General features: G+C 67.4%; 26 protein-coding genes. 14 read left to right on the top strand and 12 right to left on the bottom strand.

All coding sequences use genetic code 11. The features are described from left to right. Positions 1-37 precede the first annotated feature (37 nt). Both NZK81_RS01110 and NZK81_RS01115 read right to left on the bottom strand, forming a co-directional pair. Complete coding sequence (locus NZK81_RS01110) at positions 38-1,282, bottom strand: FAD-dependent monooxygenase (protein ID WP_260043214.1); 1,245 nt, start codon at positions 1,280-1,282, stop codon at positions 38-40. Next, a complete protein-coding gene (locus NZK81_RS01115) occupies positions 1,279-2,958 on the bottom strand; it encodes an alkaline phosphatase family protein (RefSeq protein WP_260043215.1) in 1,680 nt (559 codons plus the stop codon). Before NZK81_RS01115 ends, NZK81_RS01110 begins: the two co-directional genes overlap by 4 nt. 98 nt (positions 2,959-3,056) lie before the next feature. Between NZK81_RS01115 and NZK81_RS01120 the strand changes: the two genes are divergently transcribed. Both NZK81_RS01120 and NZK81_RS01125 read left to right on the top strand, forming a co-directional pair. Beyond that, complete coding sequence (locus tag NZK81_RS01120; protein ID WP_260043910.1) at positions 3,057-5,123, top strand: protein-disulfide reductase DsbD family protein; 2,067 nt, start codon at positions 3,057-3,059, stop codon at positions 5,121-5,123. Positions 5,124-5,209: 86 nt separating this feature from the next. After that, positions 5,210-5,419: a hypothetical protein gene (locus tag NZK81_RS01125; protein WP_260043216.1), complete on the top strand. Its 210-nt coding sequence runs from the start codon at positions 5,210-5,212 to the stop codon at positions 5,417-5,419. Here the strand turns inward: NZK81_RS01125 and NZK81_RS01130 are convergent. From NZK81_RS01130 to NZK81_RS01175, 10 genes are all read right to left on the bottom strand, one after another. Then, the gene (locus tag NZK81_RS01130; protein ID WP_260043217.1) at positions 5,402-6,808 is read right to left on the bottom strand and encodes a M16 family metallopeptidase; all 1,407 of its coding nucleotides are present in this window, start codon (positions 6,806-6,808) and stop codon (positions 5,402-5,404) included. The genes NZK81_RS01125 and NZK81_RS01130 overlap by 18 nt on opposite strands. A 13-nt stretch (positions 6,809-6,821) precedes the next feature. After that, entirely contained in the window at positions 6,822-8,246 is a 1,425-nt protein-coding gene (locus NZK81_RS01135; protein ID WP_260043218.1) for a M16 family metallopeptidase, read from the bottom strand. A 191-nt stretch (positions 8,247-8,437) separates the two neighbouring features. Then, positions 8,438-9,226, bottom strand: a complete 789-nt coding sequence (locus NZK81_RS01140; RefSeq protein WP_260043219.1) for a sigma-70 family RNA polymerase sigma factor — start codon at positions 9,224-9,226, stop codon at positions 8,438-8,440. Continuing rightward, entirely contained in the window at positions 9,223-11,346 is a 2,124-nt protein-coding gene (locus NZK81_RS01145; RefSeq protein WP_419181641.1) for a flagellar biosynthesis protein FlhA, read from the bottom strand. The genes NZK81_RS01140 and NZK81_RS01145 overlap by 4 nt, the downstream gene beginning before the upstream one ends. A gap of 14 nt (positions 11,347-11,360) precedes the next feature. Further along, complete coding sequence (locus NZK81_RS01150; protein ID WP_419181642.1) at positions 11,361-12,221, bottom strand: transglycosylase SLT domain-containing protein; 861 nt, start codon at positions 12,219-12,221, stop codon at positions 11,361-11,363. Positions 12,222-12,332: 111 nt separating this feature from the next. Beyond that, positions 12,333-12,665 carry a flagellar protein FlgN gene (locus tag NZK81_RS01155; protein WP_260043222.1) on the bottom strand — a complete coding sequence of 111 codons (333 nt, stop codon included), beginning with the start codon at positions 12,663-12,665 and terminating at the stop codon, positions 12,333-12,335. Then, a complete protein-coding gene (locus tag NZK81_RS01160; protein ID WP_260043223.1) occupies positions 12,662-12,976 on the bottom strand; it encodes a flagellar biosynthesis anti-sigma factor FlgM in 315 nt (104 codons plus the stop codon). Before NZK81_RS01160 ends, NZK81_RS01155 begins: the two co-directional genes overlap by 4 nt. 111 nt (positions 12,977-13,087) lie before the next feature. After that, positions 13,088-13,594, bottom strand: a complete 507-nt coding sequence (locus tag NZK81_RS01165) for a flagella basal body P-ring formation protein FlgA (protein ID WP_260043224.1) — start codon at positions 13,592-13,594, stop codon at positions 13,088-13,090. 56 nt (positions 13,595-13,650) lie between these two features. Continuing rightward, the gene (locus NZK81_RS01170) at positions 13,651-14,073 is read right to left on the bottom strand and encodes a hypothetical protein (RefSeq protein WP_260043225.1); all 423 of its coding nucleotides are present in this window, start codon (positions 14,071-14,073) and stop codon (positions 13,651-13,653) included. Then, the gene (locus NZK81_RS01175; RefSeq protein WP_260043226.1) at positions 14,070-14,750 is read right to left on the bottom strand and encodes a MotA/TolQ/ExbB proton channel family protein; all 681 of its coding nucleotides are present in this window, start codon (positions 14,748-14,750) and stop codon (positions 14,070-14,072) included. Before NZK81_RS01175 ends, NZK81_RS01170 begins: the two co-directional genes overlap by 4 nt. A gap of 210 nt (positions 14,751-14,960) precedes the next feature. Between NZK81_RS01175 and flgB the strand changes: the two genes are divergently transcribed. The 12 genes from flgB to motA are packed head-to-tail and all read left to right on the top strand — an operon-like array spanning position 14,961 to position 23,793. Further along, positions 14,961-15,305, top strand: coding sequence for a flagellar basal body rod protein FlgB (flgB, locus tag NZK81_RS01180; protein ID WP_260043228.1), 345 nt, complete (start codon positions 14,961-14,963; stop codon positions 15,303-15,305). Between the two features lie 2 nt (positions 15,306-15,307). After that, a complete protein-coding gene (gene flgC / locus NZK81_RS01185; protein ID WP_260043230.1) occupies positions 15,308-15,712 on the top strand; it encodes a flagellar basal body rod protein FlgC in 405 nt (134 codons plus the stop codon). Further along, a complete protein-coding gene (locus NZK81_RS01190; RefSeq protein WP_260043231.1) occupies positions 15,709-16,056 on the top strand; it encodes a flagellar hook assembly protein FlgD in 348 nt (115 codons plus the stop codon). The genes flgC and NZK81_RS01190 overlap by 4 nt, the downstream gene beginning before the upstream one ends. A gap of 25 nt (positions 16,057-16,081) precedes the next feature. Then, the gene (locus tag NZK81_RS01195; RefSeq protein WP_260043233.1) at positions 16,082-16,894 is read left to right on the top strand and encodes a flagellar hook-basal body complex protein; all 813 of its coding nucleotides are present in this window, start codon (positions 16,082-16,084) and stop codon (positions 16,892-16,894) included. A 25-nt stretch (positions 16,895-16,919) separates the two neighbouring features. Further along, entirely contained in the window at positions 16,920-17,663 is a 744-nt protein-coding gene (locus NZK81_RS01200; protein WP_260043235.1) for a flagellar basal body rod protein FlgF, read from the top strand. 14 nt (positions 17,664-17,677) lie between these two features. Further along, positions 17,678-18,466, top strand: a complete 789-nt coding sequence (flgG, locus tag NZK81_RS01205) for a flagellar basal-body rod protein FlgG (RefSeq protein ID WP_260043237.1) — start codon at positions 17,678-17,680, stop codon at positions 18,464-18,466. A 2-nt stretch (positions 18,467-18,468) separates the two neighbouring features. After that, a complete protein-coding gene (locus tag NZK81_RS01210; RefSeq protein ID WP_260043239.1) occupies positions 18,469-19,158 on the top strand; it encodes a flagellar basal body L-ring protein FlgH in 690 nt (229 codons plus the stop codon). Between the two features lie 11 nt (positions 19,159-19,169). Further along, positions 19,170-20,267 carry a flagellar basal body P-ring protein FlgI gene (locus NZK81_RS01215; protein ID WP_260043241.1) on the top strand — a complete coding sequence of 366 codons (1,098 nt, stop codon included), beginning with the start codon at positions 19,170-19,172 and terminating at the stop codon, positions 20,265-20,267. Then, positions 20,264-20,599 carry a rod-binding protein gene (locus NZK81_RS01220; RefSeq protein ID WP_260043243.1) on the top strand — a complete coding sequence of 112 codons (336 nt, stop codon included), beginning with the start codon at positions 20,264-20,266 and terminating at the stop codon, positions 20,597-20,599. The genes NZK81_RS01215 and NZK81_RS01220 overlap by 4 nt, the downstream gene beginning before the upstream one ends. Before the next feature lie 3 nt (positions 20,600-20,602). Further along, a complete protein-coding gene (gene flgK, locus NZK81_RS01225; RefSeq protein WP_260043245.1) occupies positions 20,603-21,940 on the top strand; it encodes a flagellar hook-associated protein FlgK in 1,338 nt (445 codons plus the stop codon). Positions 21,941-21,947: 7 nt separating this feature from the next. Continuing rightward, positions 21,948-22,871, top strand: coding sequence for a flagellar hook-associated protein FlgL (gene flgL / locus NZK81_RS01230; RefSeq protein ID WP_260043246.1), 924 nt, complete (start codon positions 21,948-21,950; stop codon positions 22,869-22,871). Positions 22,872-22,929: 58 nt separating this feature from the next. Next, complete coding sequence (gene motA / locus NZK81_RS01235) at positions 22,930-23,793, top strand: flagellar motor stator protein MotA (protein WP_260043247.1); 864 nt, start codon at positions 22,930-22,932, stop codon at positions 23,791-23,793. Position 23,794: the final 1 nt, after the last annotated feature.

Below are 23,794 nucleotides of genomic sequence, written 5' to 3' on the forward strand. Positions count from 1 at the left end.
CTTTTTCGGCTCGCCATCTTCTGAATGTCGATCCGTCCTAGCCCTGCAAGAGTTCCGGCAGCTTGCCCGACATGCCCCGCGCCTCGTCCATGAAGAAGCGCTTGAGGGTCGGCATACGCTGCACCGCGCCCATGCCGAGGCGGCGCACGGCGCTGGGCAGCTTGCCAGGGATGCCGAACAGGCGCGTCAGGCTGTCGGTGACCGACATGACCATGAAGCTGTCGAGGCTGCGCCACTTTTCGTAGCGCGCGAGCAATTGCGCATCGCCCGGCTCGAGGCCGAGGCGCATGCCGTCCGTCAGCACTTCGACCAGCGCGCCCACGTCACGCAGGCCCAGGTTCAGGCCCTGCCCGGCGATCGGGTGCATGCCGTGCGCGGCATCGCCGATCACCGCGAGGCGTTCGTCGATCACGTGCGCAGCATGGTGAAAGCGCAAGGGATAGCTCATGCGCGGGGCAGCAAGGTCGATCTTGCCCAGCACGCCGTGCATGCGCGCCGAAACTTCGTTCACGAACATCGCATCGTTCATGGCGATGACGCCCGCCGCGTCCTTTTCCGCCACGGTCCAGACCAGCGCGCTGCGGTGGCGGCCTTCCTCGTCGTCGAGCAGAGGCAGCAGAGCGAAGGGGCCCGCCGGATAGAAGATTTCCCAGGCGGTGTTCCCGTGCGGCTTTTCGTGGAACAGGCCGGTCACCATGGCACGGTGCTTGTAGTCCCACTTGGCCATCGAGAAGCCGGCCTCGTCGCGCGTGGGCGACTGGCGGCCTTCCGCCGCGACCAGCAGCGAGGCGCGCAGCACGCGTCCATCGCTCAGTTCCACCTCAACGCCGTGCGGCCCGCGATCACGGCGCACCGCCTCGGTCCTGACATGCCAGGCGATATTGGGCTCGTCCTTCGCCGCATCGAACAGCGCAAGACGCAGGTCGCGGTTGGCGAACATCCGGCCCAGCGAACCTTCGTCCGGCTTGGGCGTAAAGTCGATCTGGCCGGGCTTCATCCCGTCGGTCACCGCGATCGAATCGATCGGGCAGCCGAGCGGGGCAAGCCGCTCGCCCAGCCCGATATTGGCGAAGAGGTTCCAGCTCGCGGTGGAGATCGCCGAGGCGCGCCCGTCCGCGCCGACGGCAGTCAGTTCCGCCGGATCGGCACGGTCGATCACGTGGCTGGTGATCCCCGCCCGGGCCGCGGCCAGAGCCAGCGCCATGCCGACGAGGCCACCGCCAAGGATGATCAGGTCGCGGGTCTCACCCGCGGGCTTCGCAGTCGTGTCCGAGTCGCTCATCGAGCGCAGGTATCGGCCTCCGAGCCGTCAATGTCGAGACACCTGCCGTCCCATGTGCCTTCCGGTTCCTTCAGGCCCACGAGAGCCGCCAGAGTCGGCGCGATGTCGACCGTCTCGACCGGTGCGGGCTGCTCTTCTCCGGTCATGCCCTTGCGCCAGAACACGATCGGCACGCGGCGGTCGTAGTCCCAGGGGCTGCCGTGCGTGGCGACATAGCCCGGGCCGGGATGGACGATCGGCACGACACCACGCCGGGTCATCATCAGCACCTGCCCCGAGCGCTCGGGATCGAACGAGGCGCGCACGCGCTCGATCATCGTCCAGTCCTGCGGATTGCCATGCGGCACCGGCAGCTGTTCGAGCTGCTCGGCGGTGTAGATGCTCGCCACCTCGGGGTTGTCCCGGAGCCGTGCGACCAGCGCGTCGATCACCGTCTTGCGCTGCTCATCGGTAAGGCCGGAGGCCAGATAGATGTCGCCCGAACCGCCGCCGCCGTAAAGCAGCTTGCCCTGCGGCGCGGTGATCCCGGTATCCTGCGAGACCGCATCGGCCAGCGCGCCGATTTCGAGATCCTCGCTCATCCGCTTGGCGTCGGGATAGCCCTCCTGGTCGAGCCGCTCGGGTGCATCGAAGCCGCCGTGGTCGGCCGTCAGTACCACGGCGTAGTCGAGACCGCGCGCATCGAGCGCGTCGAACAGCTGCCCCAGCGTCGCATCGAGCTGGGCAAGCTGGATGCACATTTCCACGCCCTCGGTGCCGAAGGCATGGCCGACGCGGTCGGTCTGCGAGAAGCTGACCGAGAGCACGTCGGGCACCGCGTCCTTGCCCATGCCCAGTTCGTCGACCATGCGGATCGCCATGTCCCCCGTCGCGGCATCGAGACGCGGCCCGTAACCATAGGCGGCATAGTCACCCGCCTTGAGCGGGAAGCGGTAGGTGCCGATGGTGAAGTCACCCACTTTCACCGCCCGGTCGACCGCGCCGCACCATCCCGGAACGGGCAGCGCGCCATCGCCGGCGTCGACGATCTTCTGCAGCGCCGTGTTTCCGGCAACGACGGCCCGCGAGATCTTGCGGTCCGCGAACGTGGTGAAACCCTTGCCCTGAAACCAGTAGACCGCGTCGGTATCATGCCCGCTCATCATCACCGCCGCGCGGTCCTTGGCCGAGACGGCGGCGTTGATCGTGGCCGGATTGGCCTTCTTCATGAGATCGCCCAGCGTCGGTGCCTTGAGGTGATCGGGCGAGACGACCGGATTCTTCGACGTGCTCTCGGGGTTCGTCTCGTCCTCGACGCAATAGACCTTCTTGTCCTTGCGGCCGATGCCGGGGACGTACCAGTTGTTCGCCACGATCCCGGTGCGCGCGGGATGGACGCCGGTGAGCAGCGTCGAGTGGCCGGGGCAGGTCTCGGTCGCGGCGTGCGACTGGTATCCGCTCGGGAACACGGCGCCCGTCAGCAGCCGCGCGAAGCCCTTCGAGAAATGCTCGCGGTACTGCGCGAAGAGGTCGGCCGAGAACTGGTCGACCGAGATGGCAACGATCAGCTTCGGCGGGCTGGCGGGCTCTGCCGCAGGTGCCTCAGCCGGTGCCGGTGCGGGCGCTTCCTCGGCGAAAGCGGGCGAACAGACTGCAAGGGCAGTCGCAAGGGCGATCGAACTGAGGGAAAGGCGCATCGGGGGGAGTTCCTTGAAAAATCGGCGCAATGGGGGCAGATGCGTGGATGACCGGATCGCGCCTCGAGCGCAAGGGCCTGCCAACACACGGAAGCTTCATGAAATTGCGCCGCTACCGCCACTTCGTGGCACTCCTGTGTCAGTTGCTGGCGATACTGCTGTGGAACACCCCAGCAGCCGCCGCGCCCAACCACATCGCCGCCGAGCTGGTCGCAGGCCCCGCCGCCACACCGGGCGCCGAAACCACGATCGCAATCCGCATGACGCCCGACGAGGGCTGGCACGGCTACTGGGTCAATCCGGGCGATGCCGGGCTGGGCATGCAGCTCGAGTGGTCCCTGCCCGACGGAGCGAGCGTGGGCGAACCGCGCTATCCGGTGCCGCAGACGCTGCTCGTCCAGGGGCTGATGAACCACGTCTACGAGAGCGAGTACGCGGTGCTGGTCCCCTTCACGGTGCCGGCGGATGCCGCACCGGGCAGCCGGATGCCGGTGCGCGTGAAGGCCCAGTGGCTGGCCTGCACCGAAGAAATCTGCGTGCCCGAACGCGCCGAACTGGCGACCGAAGTCACGGTCGGCACCGGTCAAGCGGCAGAAGAAGCCCCGGACGTCGCGGCCCGTTTCGACGAATGGCGCCGCCACCTGCCCGCGCCGCTCGACGCCACCGCCGCCATGGCGCTGACCGACAAGGCGCTACGCCTCGCGATCCCGCTGCCCGCCTCGGTGGAACTGGCATCGCCGCATGTCTTCATTCGCGAGGACAAGCTGGTCGACTACGCCGCGCCGCAGGCTTTCGCGCGCAAGGGCGACACGCTGCTGGTCACGATCCCGCGCGCGCGCTTCGCTCCGCGCGGGGCGGATGAGGTGGAGGGCGTGCTCAAGCTGGACGCCGCAGGCAACGGCATTTCCTTCACGGCCCGCCCCGGTGAGGTGCCGACCGGCGGCGTCCCGGTGGCAAGCGGCGAAGCGCCGGACCTGCCCGCGCTGCCCTGGCTGCTGCTGGCGGCGCTGGCCGGGGGGCTGCTGCTCAACGTGATGCCCTGCGTCTTCCCGATCCTCAGCCTCAAGGCCCTGAGCCTCGCCCGCGCGGGCGAAAGCGAGGCCCATGCGCGGATCGAGGGGCTGGCCTATGCGGCGGGCGTGATCGTCGCCTGCCTGGTCCTTGGCGGCGTGCTGCTGGCGCTGCGCGCGGGCGGCGAGCAGGTAGGCTGGGCCTTCCAGCTGCAGGAGCCGCTGGTCGTCGTCGCGCTGTTCCTGCTGGCCGCCGCGATCACCGCGAACCTGCTGGGCCTGTTCGAATTCACCGTGCCCGGCTTCGTCGGCAACGGATCGCCGCGCAGCTATACGCAGGGCGCATTCGCTACCGGACTGCTCGCTGCCTTCGTCGCCACGCCCTGCACCGGGCCGTTCATGGCTTCTGCCATGGGCGCGGCGCTGCTGCTGCCGGTGCTGCCTGCCCTCGCCCTCTTCGCGGCGCTGGGTCTGGGCATTGCCCTGCCCTTCCTCGCCGTGGCCTTCGTCCCCGCGCTGAGGACGCGGCTGCCCAGGCCCGGCGCATGGATGGTGAAATTCCGGCACTGGATGGCCCTGCCGATGGGGCTGACCGCGCTGGCGCTGGCCTGGCTGGTGTGGAAAGTGGGCGGCACTGGCTTTGCCGCCCTGACTTTCGGCATTGCCGCCGTCGTCATCGCCATCCTCGCATGGCTGGGCCGCCGCCAACGCAAGGGACAGGGCGCTGCGGTTCAGGCCATCGTCGCGCTTCTGGCTGCCGCCGGCGGGACCCTTCTGCTGCCTCAACCGGCCCCGCCCGCAGCCCACATCGAGTCCATCCTCGACACCCGGCCCTTCAGCGAGGAGGCGCTGGCGAAGGCCCGTGCATCGGGCAAGCCGGTGTTCGTCTACATGACCGCCGACTGGTGCCTCACCTGCAAGGTCAACGAGGAAGTCGCCATCGAGCGCACCGAGACCAGGACCGCCTTCGACAAGGCCGGGGTGGTCGTCCTGCGCGGAGACTGGACCCGACGCGATCCGGAGATCACCCGCTACCTTACCGCACAAGGCGCGGCGGGCGTGCCCCTCTATGTGTGGTACGCCCGCGACGGCAAGGCCGAGCAACTGCCCCAGGTCCTCACCCCCGCGCTGCTCGCGGAAAAGGCAGGCGGCTGATACGGCACATTACCAATGTCGGCGGCTTTCGTTGCGGGATAAGAATCGGCGCAAGGACGTTCCCTGCCCCCCGGGAGACCAACCTCATGCTGCTCGACATTCAACGCCGCTACACGGACAATGCATGCGCGCCGCGTCGCGAAGCCGATCCGCTGCCCGAATGGCTTGCGATCAATGCCCCGGCAAACATGCCGGAACAGGGCGAGAGCAACATCGCCCTCGCCTTGGCCATCGCCGTTGTGTCCTCGCTCGTGTTCTGGGCGGGACTAGCGGTCGTCCTACTCGGGCTGCTCTAGCCGCCCGGCGAGTTCCGGCACCTTTTCGAGCTGCGGACGCACGCTTTCTAGCGGCCCGACCACGACGACGCTCATCCTGTCGGTCGCCAGTTCCCGCTTGACCGCGTCCTGCAGGTCGGTGGCGGTCAGGGCACTGACCTTGCCGACATAGGCATTCATGTAGCCTGCACCGAGGCCCAGCAGGTCGAGGTTGGCAAGCGAGCCCGCCATGCCCCCGCGCGAGGCAAGGCCGATCACGAACGTGCCGTTCATGTAGTTCTTGATGCCCTGCACTTCGGCCCCGGTCGGCGGCTCGTCCTGCATGCGGCGGATTTCCTTGTAGATCTCGGTGATCGCCGGGCCGGTCGATTCGGCGGTCACAGCGGCGTCTTCCGTCCACGACGCGCCTTCGACCCGGTCCGAAAGCCGGGCATGCGGCGAATAGGTGTAGCCCTTGTCCTCGCGGATGTTGCGCGTGATGCGCGAGGAAAAATAGCCGCCCAGCAGGGTGCTGGCCGCCTTGAAGTCGACTTCGGCGCCGGGCTTGTCGATCCGCTTGCCGATCACCACCATCGATTGCGGCGCGCCCGGCCTGTCGATCAGCCTGACCGCAGGCTCGGCATTGACCGGTGCCGGCAGCGACGTCGGCGCCGGTCCGGCCTTCCAGCCGCCGAACGCCTTTTCGATCGCGCTGCGCACCCCGGCCGCATCGAACTGGCCGACGACGTAGAAATGCGTACGCGCCGCGCCGAAGTTGGCGGCGTGGAACGCCTTGACCTGATCGAGCGTGTAGCCCGCGAGCTGTTCCGGCGTCGGGAAGACCCGGCCATAGGGATGATCGGGATAGATCACCTGCTGGAACGCCTCGCTGGAGATCGATTCCGGGCTGGATTTCGCCACGGTCAGGTTGCGCGTCAGGTCCGCGCGCACCTTCTCCAGATCGTCCGGCTTGAAGTCGGGACGTTCGAGCAGGTCGGCGATCAGCGCGATCGCGGCGGGTGCATCCTCGCTCAGCACGTCCATCGTTGCCGCGGTGAGGTTGAGACCGGTGGACAGCGAGAGGCTTCCGCCCATGCCCGCCGCCGCTTCCGCAAGCTGCGAGGCATCGCGCCCGCCCGCGCCCTTCTGCATCAGCGCGCCGGTCATGTCGGCCAGCCAGACGTTCGAGCCATCGTCGATATTGCCGGTCCACACGGCGGCGAGGATGTTCACCTTGGGCACGTTGCCATAGGGAACAAGCGTGACCTGCATGCCGTTGGGCAGCGCGTAGGTCATCATCTGCGGCAGGGTGAACGGACGCGGGGCGCTGGGCGCCGGCGGCGCTTCCCGGGCCAGCACGGCGGCGGGAACGGCGGAGATCGCAAGCGCCAGGGCGGCGGTCGCGGTGGCGAAAGTCATGATCGTCTTCATCGCTTCCCCTCCCTTACTTAGCGGTCTCGGCCGCGGCATTGCCGGGCTTGAGGTCGATGATCGTGCGGTTGGTCGGACGCAGGTATTCGCGTGCCGTCTTGCGGATCAGCTCGGGCGTGACCTGATCGATCTCCTTTTCGAGCATGTTGATACGCCCGGGATCGTCATCGAACAGCGCGAAGCAGGCCAGCAGGTTGACGAGGCCGACGCGGTTGCCGTTGCCCAGCGTGTCGTAGAGCGCAGAACGTGCCTTGGTCTTGGCGCGGGTCAGTTCGGCGGGACTGACGAGATTGGTCTGCAGGTCCTTCACGATGCCGTCGATGTCGGTGATGATCTGGTCGTCGCTCACATCGGGACCGTGGATCATCATGCCCGACCACAGCATCGGGCCGTTGTAGTCGTAGGCATCGCCCAGCGGCCAGTTGATGCCGCCGTCGACGCTGTCCGAATAGCCCTTCCGGTTCACCAGGACCTGGCTGAAGCGGCTGTCCTTGCCCTGGATCAGCAGCAGGTCGATGAGGCGGAAGGCGGCCAGCTCGGGCGTGCCCTTGGGCGGTACGTGATAGGCCCAGGCGACCGCTGGCTGAGGGGCCAGCGGGTCGATCTTCTCCTTGCGCTTCTCCTCGGTCTGGCGCGGTTCGGAAACGTCGGGGCGCTCGATCTTCGGCGCGGCGGGGATCGCGCCGAAATACGTGTTCACCCAGCCCATGACCTCGGCCGGATCGACATCGCCGGCAATCACCAGAACGGCGTTGTTGGGCGCGTAGTACTGCTTGAAGAAGGCCTGCACGTCCTCCAGCGTCGCCGCATCGATCTCCTTGAGATCGCCGTAGAAATTATGCGCGTTGTACCAGTTGGTATTGGCCAGCTGCGGCAGGTCGAGCCAGGGGAAGCCGCCATAGGGCTGGTTGAGGACGTTGACCTTGACCTCGTTCTTCACCACCGCCTGCTGGTTGGCGAGATTGGCCTGGGTGATGTCCAGCCCCTTCATGCGGTCCGCCTCGGCCCACAGGAACGTCTCGGTGGTGTTGCTGGGAACCACTTCGAAGTAATTGGTGAAATCGAACCGGGTCGAGCCGTTGAGCACGCCGCCGTTCTTGTTGACGAGGCCGATGAACTCCGCCTTGCCGAGGTTCTGCGAGCCCTGGAACATCATGTGTTCGAACAGGTGCGCGAACCCGGTGCGGTTGCGCGGCTCGATGCGGAAGCCGATACCGTAATAGACGCCGATCGTGGTCGTGGGGACCGAATGATCGGGCGAGATCACCACTTTCAGCCCGTTGGCCAGCTTGTGGTATTCCACGGGCACCTGCCCGGCGGAGGGCGTGGCGCTCTGCACCGCCGGTTCCCCGGCCATGGCGGCGCCCGGCGCGATTGCGAAGGCCAGCAAGGGAGCGGCCAGAAGAGCCGCGCGCATGAGTCTGCCGTGCTTGATCATATGGAAGAGGCTCCCGGACAGTCTTGGGACAGCGGGAGTGCGCTCCCGCCACGCATGGTGCGTGGGTAGATACTGTCGAAACCGAACGGAAGTCGAATCGACAAACGCCACACCGTCATCGACGAACCGCATGACGGCCCTGCGTCTTTATTCCGGAATTCCGATGAGATCGGGCTCATCGGACGCCCATGTCACAGGACCTCGACCATCCCCTCCAGGCTGGCGCGCAGCTTGCCCAGCGCCTGCGCCTTGAGCTGGTGGACGCGCGGGATCGACACCTCCAGGACCTGCGCGATCTCGGCCAGGTTCATTTCCTCGACGAAGTAGAGCTGGACCACCAGCATCAGCCGCTCGGGCAGATCCGAGATGGCCCCGATCACCGCGCCGCGCATTTCCTCGTCGGCAAGCAGCGAGAAGCTGTCGGGCTCCTCGTCGGCGAAGGCCATGTTCTGGTCCGAATAGACCTCGTCGATGGAATCGAAGCGCAGCGGCCGGCTGGAATCCTGCAGCGCGGCGAGGTCGGGTTCGGCCATGCCCATCGCCTCGGCCAGTTCATGCGGCAGCGGATCGCGGCCAAGTTCGCCGCGCAGCTCGTTTTCCTTCTCGACCAGCTGGCGGCGGCGTTCGTTCGCCCCGCGCGAGATCGGTACGGTGCGGCGGATCAGGTCCACCATCGCCCCGCGCACGCGCATCTTGGCATAGGCGGCGAAGCCGTCCTCGGTCGGCCCGGAGTGCTTCTGCGCACACTCGGTGAGCGCCACGAGCCCGGCCTGGACGAGATCCTCCAGCTCGATCCCCGGACGGCCGGTGCCGTGGACGTGCCACGCCAGCCGCCGGACCATCGGCAGGAATCGTCGGACCCGGTCCGCGACATCGCCCTGATAGGCCCCGGCGACCCGGCTGGACCGGGCAGCGGGCCCGGCGGCGGGCAGCACCGGAAGTACCGGCGAGGTGGTGAAGGCGCTCTGGTCTTGTTTCATGCGGCCATGCTCTCGACTTGGACGTGTTGGTCGGTCTGGGCGGAATCGGGGTGCGGCAGTCCGGGTGCCTGATGCGGCTGCGGAGCGCCGATGACGTCGACCACCTCGATCGGCTGCATCGCGGGCAGCTCGGCGATCGAGAGGACGAGACAGGCGGGCGCGCGCAGCCGCAGCAGCGCGGCAAGGGCACGCCGCGCACGCGGCTGGACGACGAGGGTAAGCGGGATCGCGCCGGGGCCCCTGGCCTCGGCCAGCGTGGAAATGCTTTCGCCGATCATGCGCGCGAGGTCCGGCTCGATCACCGGCTGGCCGGTGACGGGGTCCTGCATGCCCTGCACGATCGCGCCTTCCAGCCCGGCATCGAGCGTCACCACCGGCAGCCGCGCGTGCGGCGGGCAGATGCGCCCGACGATGAGCCCGCCCAGATCGGCGCGGACCAGTTCGACCAGGCGGTCGTGGTCGGCGGTCTGCTGTACGGCGCGCGACAGGCTGGCGAGGATCGGCAGCGGATGCGAGATCGGAATGTGGTCTTCCAGCAGCGCGCGCAGCAGGCGCGTGAGCGCGGCGAGCGACAGCGGCTGGGGGTGGATCGTCTCGATGAGGCCCGACGCGTGCTCCTTGAGCGATTCGAGCAGCGCCTGCACCTGATCGGGCCCGAGCATGTCCTGCGGCCGCTCACCCAGCAACTGGTTGAGGTGCGTCGCGATGACAGTGCCGGGATCGACGGTGAGGAAGCCTTCCGCCGTGGCGTGATCGCGCGCGGCGACGTCGATCCACAGCGCCGGGCAACCGAAGCTGGGGTCATGCGTGGCCTCGCCGCGCAAGGTGTGCCCGTGACGCACCTCGCCGGTGTCGATCGCCAGGATCTTGTCGGCGCGGATCGTGGCGCCGCCGAGGTTCACGCCGCCCAGCGTGATGCGATAGTCGTAGGGCGGCATGTCAAGGGCGTCGCGCACACGGAACTGCGGGACGATGAAGCCGAAGGCCTGGCTGAGCTGCTTGCGCACCCCGGTAACCCGCGTGACCAGCGGTGAACCGTGGCGTTCGTCGACCAGTTGCACGAGACCGTAGCCCAGCTCGATGGTGACGAGCGTGTGGTCGGAGACCTCCTCCAGGTCGATCCGCGCGGGATCGATCTCGGGCAGTGGCTCCACCACCGGTATGGCAGCGATCGCAGCGCGCTTGCGCAGGACGTTCCAGAGCCACAGGGCAATGCCGGCGGCAGGCAGGAAGATCGTCTGCGGCATCGCCGGGATCATGCCGATCGCACCGAGCACGACAGCAACCGGCAGCCAGGTGCCGGGGGCGGCAAACTGGCCGCCGATCTGGCCGGCAAGGTCGCGGCTGTCAGACACGCGGGTGACGATGACGGCCGCGGCGATCGAAAGCAGCAGCGAGGGCACCTGCGCGACCAGCGCATCGCCGATGGCCAGCGTGATGTAGTTCTGCGCGGCATCGCCCGCGGACATCCCGTGGCTGATCATGCCCAGGCAGAAGCCGGCGATGATGTTGACGCCCAGGATCAGCAGGGCGGCGATGGCATCGCCCTTCACGAACTTGGAGGAACCGTCCATCGAGCCGTAGAAATCGGCTTCGGTGGACACCTCGCGGCGGCGGGCCTTGGCCTCTTCGGCCGTCATCAGGCCTGCGGCAAGGTCTGCGTCGATCGCCATCTGCTTGCCGGGCAAGGCGTCCAGGGTGAAGCGCGCGGACACTTCGGAAACGCGGCCCGCACCCTTGGTGACGACCACCAGGTTGATGATCACCAGGATCAGGAAGACGAAGATGCCGACGGCGAAATTGCCGCCGATCAGGAATTCGCCGAAGGATTCGATCACCTTGCCCGCAGCCGCCTCGCCCTCGTGCCCGTGGACCAGCACCACGCGGGTCGAGGCGACGTTGAGCGCGAGGCGCAGCAGCGTCGCGAACAGCAGCACGGACGGGAACGAGGAGAAGTCCAGCGGCTTTTCGGCGTTCATCGCCGCCATGAGCACCGCGACCGAAAGCGCGATGTTCATCACGAAGGAGACATCGAGCACGAAGGCCGGAACCGGCACGATCATCAGCACGATGAGGATCAGGATGCCCGCCGGCAGCGCCATCGCGCCGGGGTCGCCCATGCGGTTGAGCAGGTTCACAGGTTGAACCTCGCGAGCTTGGCGTAGGCGTCACGCACCTGCGCGGGAGCGGCCTCGGACGAAGCCCCGAACGTGCCCCTCAGCGTTTCAGCCATCGAACGCGTCGCCACTTGCGGCGTCTGCGGCATGGACGGGAGGCTCGAATTGAACTCGCGGGCGAGCGGGCCCATCTGCGGCTGCCAGGAGGGCGCGCGGGATTGCGATGCCGGGTCGGCGGGCACGTTCGCCGCGCCCTGCATGCCGGCGGCGCTCGCCCAGAGCCCGGCATCGCCGTTCTCCATGGCATTCGCCACCTTTCCCCGCATGAGTTCCATCACGGAACCGACGCTGCGCGGCATGCCGCCGTCGAAGAAGATCTTGCGATTGGCCGCGGCCGCCTTGGGCAGAATGCCCGCCGCGCTCTGCGCGGGATTGGTCGAGAGCGCGGAAAGGAACTTGCCGGCGCCGGAAATCCCCAGGAAGTGTGCGAGGTAAAGTTCGGTCGCGTCGGGCTCGCGGCCCAGTTGCGCGGTCAGTTCGGCGCGGTTGTCGCTGGCAAGCTCGGCGGCCATCATCGACGAGACGTCGGCATCGTAGCGCAGGCCCATGACCTGTGCGCGCATGCCCGGATCGGTGATGCGGCCACCCTGGATGGCATCGTTGACCCAGGCCATGCCATGGCTCGAACCATGGCGACCGAGGGTCTCCACCCAGGTTCCCTGCGTGAACTGGTAAAGCCCCGCCGCGCTGGACGTGGCGGCGCGGGCGTCAGGATCGAGGCTCGATTCCAGCTTCGCCTGCGCGAGCAGGTACTGAAAGTCGACCCCGGTCGCTTCGGAGGCGCGGGCGATGGCGGCTCGCGTCTGCGATCCCCCCATCGGCACGGCCCTGCCGATCCCGTTGATGACTTGTCCTTCGCTCAACTGCTGCTCCCGGCACAAAGGTTACCGGAACAGCCTTAAGCAAGGGGCGTGCCAAATGCCTTTCGGTCAGGCGAGAGTGGCTGCGCGGGTATAGCCCGCACTGGCCCGATAGAGCTGCGGCCCGCCCGTCAGGGCGTCGAGACGGCGCGAGACATTGGCGGCCACGATATTGCGAACCTGGCGGTTTACCTCGTTCAGACGCCGTGCCGCGTCCACCAGACCGAGGCATTCCTCGTCGAGCGTGGCCGGGTCGACGGAATCGAGCGTGCCGCACAGATGATTCTTGTTGTTGGTCGCCCCGACGATCGCATCGAGATCGAGACCGGCAAGCGCCTGCCGTTCCTCCTCCAGAACGGCAAGCATCTGCCGCAGGGTATCGCGAAGGTCGGAAGAGGTCATTGCTTCGGGCTCCTGAGCAGCACGCCGGCTGCGATCATGGCATCTGCGATCTTGGTGGGGACCACCGGATACTTGCCGGCTTCAATGGCCTTGCGAACAACCGTGACGCGGTCGGAATCGACCGGTGCCGCACCCGGATCGAGTGCGTCGGAGGTTTCCACGGCCGTGCTCGCCAGAGTGCTCGCGTCGCTCGTCTTGCGATGCGCCGCTACCCCGTTCGCACCGGGCAGCGCGTCACCGCCCGCCGCGCGGGCCAGCCTTGCCTCGATCGCCGTGATCGCTCGTGCAGGTCCAACTTCGATAGGTGGCATGATGCCGCTCCTTGAAAGTTCCTGCATTCAAGAACGGCGCGGCATCGGATATTTTAATGGGGTCGGCAAAAAACTGCCACTTGCCGGCAAAACACGAAATATTCTGCCGCCTTACGGCAGCGGAAGCGTCACCAGCCCGGGGCGTTCGATGCGCGCGCGCATCGGTTCCGCGCGGGAATTTGCCGATCCGGCGGGACGCACGCGAATCCATGCGCCGACCGGTCCTGCCTCCATCGCCTCTCCCGGTTGAGATACGGTAAATCCGTCACCCGTAATTGCTATAGCCACGGCATCGCCGCGGTTGACCGCATTGGCCACGGGAACAGGAGCGGCGGCGGCGGCAACCGGGGCGGCCCGGCGAACCGGCACGAACAGGCGCCATCCGTTGATGTCCCCGCACTGGACCACGACGCTCTGCTCCTGCCGCGTGCGCCAGGACAGGGCAATGCCGCTGCGGCACGGCTGCAGGCGCAGGCGCCGGTCGACCGGGGTCAGGGCACCGCCCGCCTCGCCGACGGGCGCGCCGGTGAAGGCCGCGACCTGGCGGTCGATCGCATCGAGATCGGCGAAAGCTCCGGACGCCGCGGCGGCGGCAAGGAGAACGAGGCTGGGGGTCATGACATGGTCTTCCCGACGGTTGGACTTTCGCCAAACCTAAGCAAAACGTGTGCCAATCACTCTCCGGATTCTCCGACACGCGGTGCGTCGTAGGCGAGCACGGCGCGCACCGGCCCCTCGCCCGGCTCCACCACCATGCGGGCGGCCTGCCCCTGCGCGCCGGCCTGTGCCAGCAGCCGCGTGGCCTGCGCCAGCGCCCGGGCCTGCGCGCCGGCATCGCTGCCGTAATGCGCGGTAATGGTCAGTTGCTGGCGCGGATCGGCCGCCTGTTCGCGCAGCCAGTCGGCCAGCGGCGGGGCATCGGGTGCGGCGACATAGACCGACAGCGGCTCCGTCTGCGGCGACGGCGCTGCCGCGGCACGCGACGGCAATGCCGGCACCTGCGGTTGCCGGCTGACCGTCGCGGCCGTGACGATGAACAGGATCAGCGAGAGATCCGCCAGCGAGGTCTGCCAGCCGTGCCCCGCGCGAACGCTCACCTGCTGCGCCCCGCCGCCGATGCACGGTGCCGCACGACATTCGCGCCCTGCGTTGCCGGCAGGGCTTCGGCCACCTGCTTTTCGAGCCAGTCCAGCACGTCCTGCCGCTCCTGCTCCTCGTCGGACGCGCGGCGCGCGACGGCGCGCGCCAGCGGGGCGAAGACGAGATTGCCGAGCAGCAGCCCGTAGAGCGTCGTGAGCACCGCCATCGAGATGGCGGCGGTAAAATTGCCGCCCGGCCCTTCGCCTGCCGGCAACTGGCTGAGCGACACCAGCGTGCCGGCCAGCCCGAACACCGGGGAGAGATCCGCCGCCTGGTTCAGCGTCTGCACGGCGCGCTGGCTGTATTGATTGCGCTTGCGCTTGTGCACCGCATGCGCGCGATGCAGCGCCGACACCGAGCGCGAGCCGATCAAGGCATCGGTGGCCTCGGTAAATTCGGCATCGCCGAAAGAAAGCGGTTCGGTGCGAAGGACCCCGTCCTTCTGCATCCCGCGGACCTGGACCGCGAGCTGGGCGCGCACGCGCCCCGCATCGAAATTGCTGCGCCCCAGCCCCATGAGCGCGCCAAGCGCCGCGCGGGTATCGCCCAGACCGCAGCGCAGGAGCGTGGCAAGGCACGTCCCGCCAACGACGATCAGGGCGCTGGTGGCATCGAACAGGTTCTGCGGCTGCATCGGCGCAAGTCTCCTTCCCCTGCCAGAACGGCAACGGCGCCCGGCTTTGAAGGCCCCGCAGGCGCACATTTGCCGCCTTCCCGGCAAACTCTTGCCGCCCGGCCCGCCGGTCGACCCGAAGAAGAGCCACAAGACCGCAGGAAAGCCTCGATCCTCGAATTTGGCACGGTGTTTGCGAGATAGCCGTCAGGCAATTGTAGGATTTGAGAAATGCCCGATCTTTTCGGCATCAACGGCACGGCTCTGGAACTGCGCTCACAGCGCATGGGCCTGCTCGCCTCCAATATCGCCAACGCCGGCACCCCCGGTTACAAGGCGAAGGACATCGATTTCAACGCCGCGCTCAAGGCGGCCGAGACCGGCACCGACGTCTCGACCGCAGCCGATCGCGCAACGCTGTACCGCACCCCGGTCATGCCCTCGCTCGACGGCAACACCGTCGAGCTGCAGAACGAACAGCTCGCCTTCTCCGAGAACGCGGTGGGCTATGCCGCCACGCTCCAGTTCATTCGCGGGCGCGTGGAAACCGTCACCCGCGCGCTGAAGGGCGACTGACGATGGGCCAGCCCTTCACTCTCTTCGACGTCGCCCAGCGCGGCATGTCGGCGCAGCTCGTGCGGATGAACGCCGCCGCGTCGAACCTTGCCAACGCGGGCACCGTCTCGGGCAGCGAGGATGCGGCCTACAAGCCGATCCGCGCCGTCTTCGCCGAAGATCTCGACCGCGCCAGCGGCCTGGCTTCCGTGGAAGTACAAGGCGTGGTGCGCGAACAGGCCGCCGCCGTACGCCAGCACAATCCCGACCACCCGCTCGCCGACGAGAACGGCGACGTCTGGGTCGCTCCCGTCGATGAGAACGCGGAGATGGTCGAGATGCTCGAAGCCTCTCGCCAGTACCAGAATATGGTCGAGGCCCTGTCCACCGCCAAGCAGCTGATGCTCGACACGATGAGGATGAAATGACCGTCACTTCCGCAACTTCGACAAGCGCCGCGACGAGCGCCACGGCCACTAACAAGACGTCGCTCGCAGCGCTCAACTCGAACGACTTCCTCAAGCTCATGCTCGCGCAGATGGAACAGCAGGACCCGACCAACCCGGTCGACCAGAAGGAAATGCTGGCTCAGATGGCGCAGTTCTCGCAGCTCTCGAACTCCACCGAGATGTCCGACACGCTCAAGACCATCTCGTCGCAGCTGGACTCGGTCGTGACGGCGCAGAACGCCACGCAGGCGGCCGTAGCCTCGCTCGCCGAGCGCATCGCCACCGACGACACCACTTCCACCGCATCCCAGGCCGCCGCCTGAGGCCCTATCCAGGAGTACTGAAACAATGTCCTTCTATACCTCGCTCAGCGGCCTGAAGGCTGCCCAGACCGACCTCAACGTCATTTCGAACAACATCGCCAATGCCGAGACCGGCGGCTTCAAGAAGAGCAACACCGCCTTCTCCGACATCGTCTCCGCCTCGGCCATGGCCAACCCGGCCACGACCACCGGCGTCGGTTCGAGCGTCGCCGCGATCACCCAGGACTTCTCGATCGGCGCGATCGAGCAGACCGGCAACGCGCTCGACGTGCTGATCAACGGCGAAGGCTTCTTCACCATGGTATCGCCGCTTTCGGGCGACACCCAGTACACCCGCAACGGCGCGTTCTCGATCGACGGCAGCGGCTTCGTCAAGAATGCCCAGGGCGCCCAGCTCCAGGTCTTCCCCGTCGACAGCGCCGGCGCGATCAGCGGCACGACCCTGCAATCGGTGCAGGTTCCGTCGAAGAATGCCGCAGGCGCGGATTTCGCCGGCGTGACGATCACCCAGGAAGGCAAGGTCGTCTCCACTTACGCCGACGGTTCGAACGAGACGCTCGGCATCGTCGCCCTCGCCAACTTCATCGCCCCGACCGGCCTCAAGCAGATGGGCAACGCGTCCTGGTCGGCCACGGGCATTTCCGGCTCGGCAAGCTACGGCCAGCCCGGATCGAACAGCTACGGCGACCTGCTGTCAGGCGCGCTGGAGCGTTCGAACGTCGACATCGCCGAGGAACTTGTCTCGCTGATCACCGCGCAGCGCAACTTCCAGGCCAACGCCAAGGCCATCGACACCGCCACGCAGGTCTCGCAGGCCATCATCAACCTGCGGACCTGACGCGGATAGCGCTGGGAGCTGATCGATGGACCGGCTGATCTACACCGCCGTTTCGGGCATGAACGCCTCGCTCAACCGCGAGCGCGTGATCGCCAGCAACATGGCCAATGCCCAGACCGTCGGCTTCAAGGCCGAGATCCTGCAGGCGACGCCGATGACGCTGGACGGCCCGCAGCTGGAAGTGCGGTCCATGACCAGCACCGAGGTGCAGGGCGCCTCGATGAAGGATGGCGAGATCAGCCAGACCGGCAACCCGCTCGACATCGCCATGCAGGGCGACACCATGCTCGCGGTGCAGGCGCCCGACGGGCAGGAAAGCTACACCCGGCGCGGCGACCTTTCGGTTACCGTGACCGGCGTGCTGCAGAACGGCGAGGGCCTGCCGGTCATCGGCGAGAACGGCCCGATCACCGTGCCGCCCGGCGCCAAGATGTCGATCGCGCCCGATGGCAACGTGCTCATCGCCGATCCGCTCAACCCCGACCAGCCGCCGCAGGCGATCGACCGGCTCAAGCTGGTCAGCACCACCGGCACGCAGGTCACCAAGGACATCGCCGGCCAGTTCCGCGTGCGCGGCGGCGGGGTCCTTCCGGTCGACGAGAATGCCCGGATCGTTCCCGGCGCGCTCGAAGGCTCCAACGTCAACGCGTCCGAAGTCCTGGTCGAGATGATCTCGGCCCAGCGTCTCTTCGATATGCGCACCAAGCTCGTGCAGACCGCCAGCAAGCTCGACGAAGCCGGCGCCCGTCTCATGCGCATCGATAGCTGAGGAAGAACAAGACCATGCCCAGTTCAGCACTCCAGGTCGCCCGCACGGGGCTCGAGGCCCAGGACACGCGCATGCGCGTGATCTCGAACAACCTCGCCAACGTCTCGACCACCGCCTTCAAGCGCGACCGCGCCAACTTCGCCACGCTCGCCTATCAGGATGCGCGCGTGGCCGGTGCGCAATCGTCGAACGAGACGGCCTATGCCACCGGGCTCAACCTCGGCACCGGCGTCGGCATCCAGTCGACCACGCGCATGGAGACGCAGGGCTCGCTGAACGCCACCGGCAACTCGCTCGACCTCGCGCTCGACGGCGACGGCTATTTCCAGGTCTCCCTGCCCGGCGGCCAGCTCGGCTACACCCGCGCCGGCAACTTCACGCGCTCGGCCGATGGCCAGCTCGTGACCGCGCAGGGCTATATCGTGCAGCCGCCGATCTCCATTCCCGAAGGCTCGACCTCGATCACGATCTCGCAGGACGGCACGGTCTCGGCGCAGATCGCCGGGCAGAGCGATCCCGCGCAGCTCGGCCAGCTCACGGTCGCCAGCTTCACCAATCCGGCGGCGCTCCAGGCCGCTTCGGACAACTTCATGCTGGAGACCGCGGCCAGCGGCCCGGCGCAGATCGGCATCGCCGGCGAGCAGGGCCGCGGCCAGATCCGCCAGGGCATGCTCGAAGGTTCCAACGTCAACATCGTCGAGGAATTGGTCGACATGATCGAGACCCAGCGCGCCTACGAGATCAATTCCAAGATGATCTCGGCGGTCGACGAGATGCTGCAGAACGCCAACCAGACGCTGTGATCATGATGGACCGGAAACACAGACCCCTTGTCGCCGCGCTGGTCGCAATGACGGTGCTGGGCGCATCCACCTCGCCCGCCCTCGCGCGCAAGAAGCAGGAGCCTTCCGGTTTCGAGCCGACGCTGCCGGTCTCCCGGCCGGTTCAGCCGCAGGCGCCGACCGGCGGCATCTTCAACGCCTCGGCCGGCTACTCGCCGCTCTACACCGGCACGCGCGCCGCGCGCGTCGGCGATCCGGTGACGATCATGCTCGTCGAGAACACCACTGCGACCAAGTCGGTCACCTCGAAGAATTCCAAGGGCGGCAGCGCCTCGATCGTTCCGCCCACAGCCGGACCGCTGTCCTTCCTGAACCCCGACGCGCTTAAAGCCAGCTCTTCCTCGTCGTTCAACGGAGGTGGAAACGCGGCCCAGACGAGTACGCTCGCCTCCACGCTTTCCGTGACCATCGCCGAAGTGCGCCCCAACGGTACCGCACTCGTCAAAGGGGAAAAGAAGATGCTGCTCAGCCAGGGTGACGAATGGGTCCGGTTTTCCGGCATCATTCGACTGGCCGACATCAACCAGGAAAACGCGATTCCCTCCAGCCGCGTGGCCGATGCCCGCATCGAATACACCGGCAAGGGCGCGCTGCAGCGTTCGAGCAAGCAGGGCTGGCTCGGCCGGTTCTTCAACCTGATCTCGCCGTTCTGATGGGGGCCGCCATGATCCGCCGCATCCTCCTTTCCCTCGCCGCCCTTGCGCTGCTCGTTCCGGGTGCCGCCATGGCCGAACGCGTGCGCGACCTCGGCCAGTTCCAGGGCGTGCGCTCGAACCAGCTCACCGGCTACGGCATCGTCGTCGGCCTGCCGGGCACGGGCGACGACAACCTCGAATACCTGACGCAGGCGATGAAGGGCGTCTCGGGCCGCATGGGCCTGACCCTGCCCGCCGGCGTCGCGCCGGGGCTCAAGAACGCCGCGGCAGTGATGGTCACCGCCGACCTGCCCGCCTTCGCCAAGCCCGGCCAGCGCATCGACGTGACCGTCTCCACCATCGGCAAGGCCAAGTCGCTGCGCGGCGGCGCGCTGATCATGACGCCGCTCTACGGCGCGGACGGTCAGATCTACGCAATGGCACAAGGCAACCTGGCGGTCGGCGGCCTCAGCGCCGGCGGCAAGGACGGCTCGCACATCACTGTCAACATCCCGACCGTGGGCCGCATCGCCGACGGTGGCAGCGTCGAACGCGCGGTCGCCACCGGCTTCGACAGTGCCCCGGTGCTGCGCTGGAACCTGTTCAACGCCGACTTCCTCACCGCCGCACGCGTGCGCGACGCGATCAACACCCGCCTGCCGGGCACCGCCTCGGTCGAGGACGGCGTGACGCTGGCGCTGCACCTTCCGCTCGATCCCAACACCCGCGCCAGCGTGATGGCGGCGATCGAGATGATCCAGGTCGATCCGGCGGAAACCGCCGCCCGCGTCATCGTCAACAGCCGCACCGGCACCGTCGTCATCAACTCGGCGGTGCGCCTCTCGCCCGCCGCGATCAGCCACGGCAAGCTGACCGTGCGCGTCGACGAGGACCCCACGGTGGTCCAGCCCGCGCCGTTCAGCCGCGGCAGGACCGCCGTCGAGCAGAACTCGACGATCTCCACCGACGAGGAAAAGCGTTCGGTCGCGATGTTCAGGGGCGGCGCCTCGCTGTCCAAGGTGGTCGATGCCCTCAACATGCTGGGCGTCACCCCGTCCGACCTCGTCGCCATTCTCGAGGCCCTCAAGCAGGCCGGCGCGCTGAAAGCGGAAATGGTAGTGATATGAGCATCATCACGTCTTCCCTGGCGGGCCTGACCACGGCCCCGACCGCCACCGACCACGAGAAGCTCTCGGCCGTCGCCAAGCAGTTCGAGGCGCTGTTCATGCGCCAGATGCTGGCCGCCGCGCGCAAGACCGACTTCGGCGGCGACGACCTGCTCGGCAGCCAGGCGCTCGACACCTTCAACCAGATGCAGGACGAACACTTCGCCGACGTCACCGCGCAGACCGGGACGCTCGGCTTCGCGACGATCATCGAGGCGCAGATGGCCCGTTTCCTGCCGTCGGACAGCGACGCCGCCGGCGCCGCGACGGCCAAGACCCCGGGAGCGGCATAAGCCATGGGTGCGGACCTCCTCTCGATCGCCAGTTCCGGTGCGCGCGCCGCCAAGGCGGCGCTGGACGTGACTGCGCAGAACATCTCCAACGCCTCGTCGGAAGGCTATGTCCGCCGCAGCGTCAGCGTGGCCGAACTGTCCGCGAACTCGGTCAGCTCCTCGCCGACCGCGATCAATCTCGGCGGCGTGCGGGTCGGCGGCGTGGTGCGCAATGCGGACTCGTTCCGGCAGTCGGAAGTGCGCCGCACCGGCGCCGATGCCGCGCGCGCGGATGCCGAGGTTCAGGGGCTGGAGAACATCGAGAGCGCAGTCGAACAGACGGGCGTCTACGATTCCATCGTCAATTTCGAAGGCTCGCTGCAGCAACTGCTCTCGGACCCGACCGACGCCAGCCTGCGCGCATCCGCGATCGAGCAGGGCCGCAACCTGGCGCAGACCTTCAACGTCGCCTCTTCCAGCCTCGACGCGGTGAGCGACGGCCTTCATTTCGAAGCGCAGGACGGGGTCGATTCCGTCAACCTCATCACCAGCGAACTGGCCAAGGTGAACCTGCGCCTTTCGCGCGCGTCGGATGCCTCGAGCGACCAGACCAGCCTGCTCGACCAGCGCGACTCGCTGCTGGAAAAGCTGAGCAAGCAGGTCGGCATCTCGACCAGCTTCGGCCAGAACGGCGTCGTTTCGGTCAGCCTGGGCGCTTCGTCCGGCCCCACCCTGGTTTCCGGCGGCACCGCCAGCACTTTCGCGATGTCGATCGCAAGCGACGGCACGCTCGGCTTCACGGTGGACGGCACCGCGGCCACGCTGGCTTCGGGATCGCTTGCCGGCAAGAATCAGGCCCTGACCCAGCTTGCCGCCAACCGCACCCAGCTGGACGACATCGCCACGCAGGTGATCTCCGTCGTCAATGCCGCCCAGGCCAGCGGCGTCGACCTCGACGGCAATGCCGGGCAGCCGCTCTTTTCCGGCACCGGCGCCGCCGACATCACCATGATCGCGAGCGGCGGCAGCGCGATCGCCACGGCCGCCGCAGGCAGCGCCGCCAACAGCCGCGATGCCTCCAACCTCGAATCGCTGCGAACCGCGCTGACCACCGCCGATCCGGCCGGGTCGATGAACGCGCTGCTGTTCGACATTTCCAGTGCGGTCGCCGGCCGGACCGTGACCCGCGACGCGCTCGATTCGGTCGCCAGCTCGGCCAAGATCGCGCTCCAGGCGCAGGCCGGCGTCGACCTCGACCACGAGGCCATCAATCTCGTCCGCTTCCAGCAGGCATTCCAGGCTTCGGGCCGGGTGATGCAGGTGGCTTCCGACATCTTCGACTCTATCCTTTCCATCAGGTAGATCCGCCATGCCGATCGTCTCGACCAGTACCAGCGCCTTTTACGAACGGGCCCGCGCGAGCATGAAGGACCTGCGTTCGCAGGCCGAAACGCTGCAGGCGCAGCTCGGCAGCGGCGAGAAGCTCACGCGCGCCTCGGACGATCCGGTCGCCGCCGCACGGCTGCGCACGCTGTCGCGACTGGAATCGCTTTCCAGCATCGACACCACCAACGCCGACCGCGCCAATGCAGACCTGTCGCTGGCGGACTCGGCCATCTCAAACATGGCCACCACGATCATCCGCGCGCAGGAACTCGCCACCCAGGCCGCTTCATCGACGCTCACCGACCAGCAGCGCGCCGGAATCGGAGCCGAACTCGACCAGATCCACGACGACCTGATCTCGCTGGCCAACTCGCGCGATTCCAACGGCCATGCGCTGTTCGGCGGCGAAAGCGCCGGCAATGCCTACTCGGTCGATGCCAGCGGCAACGCGGTCTATATCGGCACGAACAGCACCGGCGACCTGCCGATCGGCGACGGCCAGACCGTGGCCCGGTCAATCACCGGGCCGCAGATCTTCAGTTTCACCGACGCAAGCGGCAACACGACCGACGTGATGGCGACGGTCAAGGCGCTTTCCGACGCGCTCAAGGGCGGCTCCACCGATCCGGCCGGAGCCGCCGCCGATGCCCTGGAATCGCTGAAGCAGGGCATCGACACGCTCACCACCGGCCAGACCGTGGTCGGCACGCGGCTCGCATGGCTCGACGTCGTCAGCGAACGGCGCAGCACCCTGACCGAACTTCGCACCACCGAGGAAGCCAGCCTCGGCGGCACCGACATCGCGTCCACCGTGGCACAGCTGCAGCAGACGCTGACCGTTCTCGAGGCCAGCCAGGCCAGCTTCACCAAGCTTTCGGGCCTGAGCCTCTTCGACAACTTGCGCTGACACAGATCCCCTGGCCCTTCGGCAGGGCCGGGTTCTTTTTTGACGGGGGTAGTTAACCATGTTTGCAATCATCGGCGTCGTGATCCTGCTGGTGATGGTGTTCGGCGGCTTCGCGTTCACCGGCGGTGCGCTCGGCCCCGTCCTCCACGCGATCCCGCACGAGTTCCTGATCATCGGCGGCGCCGCCGTGGGCGCGGTCGTGACCGGCAACTCGATGCACGAGCTCAAGGCGCTGGGCAGCGGGTTCATGCGGGTCTTCAAGGGCCCCAAGCACAACCGGCAGGATCATATCGACGCGATCATCCTGACCACCCGCCTGATGCGCATCCTGCGCTCGGAAGGACCGGTTGCGCTGGAAAGCCATGTCAACGATCCCCGGACCTCCTCGCTCTTCGCCGAATTTCCCCGCGTTCTCGCGAACGAGCCGCTGGTGCACCTGATCTGCGACACGCTGACGCTGATCGTCGTCTCCTCCGGCACGCTGGAAGTCCACGCGGTCGAGGACGTCATGGACAATGCCATGAAGACGCACTTCCACGAAATGCACGAGCCACAGCACGCACTGCAGACCCTGGCCGACGCCCTGCCCGCGCTCGGCATCGTCGCCGCCGTGCTCGGCGTGGTGAAGACCATGGGCTCGATCGACGAGCCGCCCTCGATCCTGGGCGGCATGATCGGCTCGGCGCTGGTCGGCACCTTCCTCGGCGTGCTTCTGGCCTATGGCATCGTCGCCCCGATGGCGGGGCGCCTCAAGCAGGTGAACGAGCAGGACGAGCAGATCTTCCATGCCGTCAAGCAGGTCATCATCGCCTCGCTCCACGGCTGGCCGCAGCCGCTGGTGGTGGAATCGGCCCGTTCCGGCCTCGGCCATGCCTTCCGGCCGGGCCTATCGGAACTGCTCGACGCGATGAGAGGCCGCTGAC

Origin of the sequence: Novosphingobium mangrovisedimenti (genome assembly GCF_025153475.1) — a bacterium.
Taxonomy (GTDB): Bacteria; Pseudomonadota; Alphaproteobacteria; order Sphingomonadales; family Sphingomonadaceae; genus Novosphingobium; species Novosphingobium mangrovi_A.

Excerpts from the sequence above, each read along its gene's own strand:
- NZK81_RS01140 (WP_260043219.1), bottom strand. The coding sequence starts at position 9,226 with ATGAAACAAGACCAGAGCGCCTTCACCACCTCGCCGGTACTTCCGGTG.
- flgB (WP_260043228.1), top strand. The coding sequence starts at position 14,961 with ATGCCCGATCTTTTCGGCATCAACGGCACGGCTCTGGAACTGCGCTCA.
- flgG (WP_260043237.1), top strand. The coding sequence starts at position 17,678 with ATGCCCAGTTCAGCACTCCAGGTCGCCCGCACGGGGCTCGAGGCCCAG.
- NZK81_RS01160 (WP_260043223.1), bottom strand. The coding sequence starts at position 12,976 with ATGCCACCTATCGAAGTTGGACCTGCACGAGCGATCACGGCGATCGAG.
- NZK81_RS01135 (WP_260043218.1), bottom strand. The coding sequence starts at position 8,246 with ATGATCAAGCACGGCAGACTCATGCGCGCGGCTCTTCTGGCCGCTCCC.
- motA (WP_260043247.1), top strand. The coding sequence starts at position 22,930 with ATGTTTGCAATCATCGGCGTCGTGATCCTGCTGGTGATGGTGTTCGGC.
- NZK81_RS01190 (WP_260043231.1), top strand. The coding sequence starts at position 15,709 with ATGACCGTCACTTCCGCAACTTCGACAAGCGCCGCGACGAGCGCCACG.
- NZK81_RS01115 (WP_260043215.1), bottom strand. The coding sequence starts at position 2,958 with ATGCGCCTTTCCCTCAGTTCGATCGCCCTTGCGACTGCCCTTGCAGTC.
- NZK81_RS01175 (WP_260043226.1), bottom strand. The coding sequence starts at position 14,750 with ATGCAGCCGCAGAACCTGTTCGATGCCACCAGCGCCCTGATCGTCGTT.
- NZK81_RS01155 (WP_260043222.1), bottom strand. The coding sequence starts at position 12,665 with ATGACCTCTTCCGACCTTCGCGATACCCTGCGGCAGATGCTTGCCGTT.
- NZK81_RS01210 (WP_260043239.1), top strand. The coding sequence starts at position 18,469 with ATGATGGACCGGAAACACAGACCCCTTGTCGCCGCGCTGGTCGCAATG.
- NZK81_RS01110 (WP_260043214.1), bottom strand. The coding sequence starts at position 1,282 with ATGAGCGACTCGGACACGACTGCGAAGCCCGCGGGTGAGACCCGCGAC.
- NZK81_RS01195 (WP_260043233.1), top strand. The coding sequence starts at position 16,082 with ATGTCCTTCTATACCTCGCTCAGCGGCCTGAAGGCTGCCCAGACCGAC.
- NZK81_RS01165 (WP_260043224.1), bottom strand. The coding sequence starts at position 13,594 with ATGACCCCCAGCCTCGTTCTCCTTGCCGCCGCCGCGGCGTCCGGAGCT.
- flgK (WP_260043245.1), top strand. The coding sequence starts at position 20,603 with ATGGGTGCGGACCTCCTCTCGATCGCCAGTTCCGGTGCGCGCGCCGCC.
- NZK81_RS01145 (WP_419181641.1), bottom strand. The coding sequence starts at position 11,346 with ATGGGCGACCCCGGCGCGATGGCGCTGCCGGCGGGCATCCTGATCCTC.
- flgC (WP_260043230.1), top strand. The coding sequence starts at position 15,308 with ATGGGCCAGCCCTTCACTCTCTTCGACGTCGCCCAGCGCGGCATGTCG.
- NZK81_RS01130 (WP_260043217.1), bottom strand. The coding sequence starts at position 6,808 with ATGAAGACGATCATGACTTTCGCCACCGCGACCGCCGCCCTGGCGCTT.
- NZK81_RS01120 (WP_260043910.1), top strand. The coding sequence starts at position 3,057 with ATGAAATTGCGCCGCTACCGCCACTTCGTGGCACTCCTGTGTCAGTTG.
- NZK81_RS01215 (WP_260043241.1), top strand. The coding sequence starts at position 19,170 with ATGATCCGCCGCATCCTCCTTTCCCTCGCCGCCCTTGCGCTGCTCGTT.
- NZK81_RS01150 (WP_419181642.1), bottom strand. The coding sequence starts at position 12,221 with ATGGGGGGATCGCAGACGCGAGCCGCCATCGCCCGCGCCTCCGAAGCG.
- NZK81_RS01220 (WP_260043243.1), top strand. The coding sequence starts at position 20,264 with ATGAGCATCATCACGTCTTCCCTGGCGGGCCTGACCACGGCCCCGACC.
- flgL (WP_260043246.1), top strand. The coding sequence starts at position 21,948 with ATGCCGATCGTCTCGACCAGTACCAGCGCCTTTTACGAACGGGCCCGC.
- NZK81_RS01200 (WP_260043235.1), top strand. The coding sequence starts at position 16,920 with ATGGACCGGCTGATCTACACCGCCGTTTCGGGCATGAACGCCTCGCTC.
- NZK81_RS01125 (WP_260043216.1), top strand. The coding sequence starts at position 5,210 with ATGCTGCTCGACATTCAACGCCGCTACACGGACAATGCATGCGCGCCG.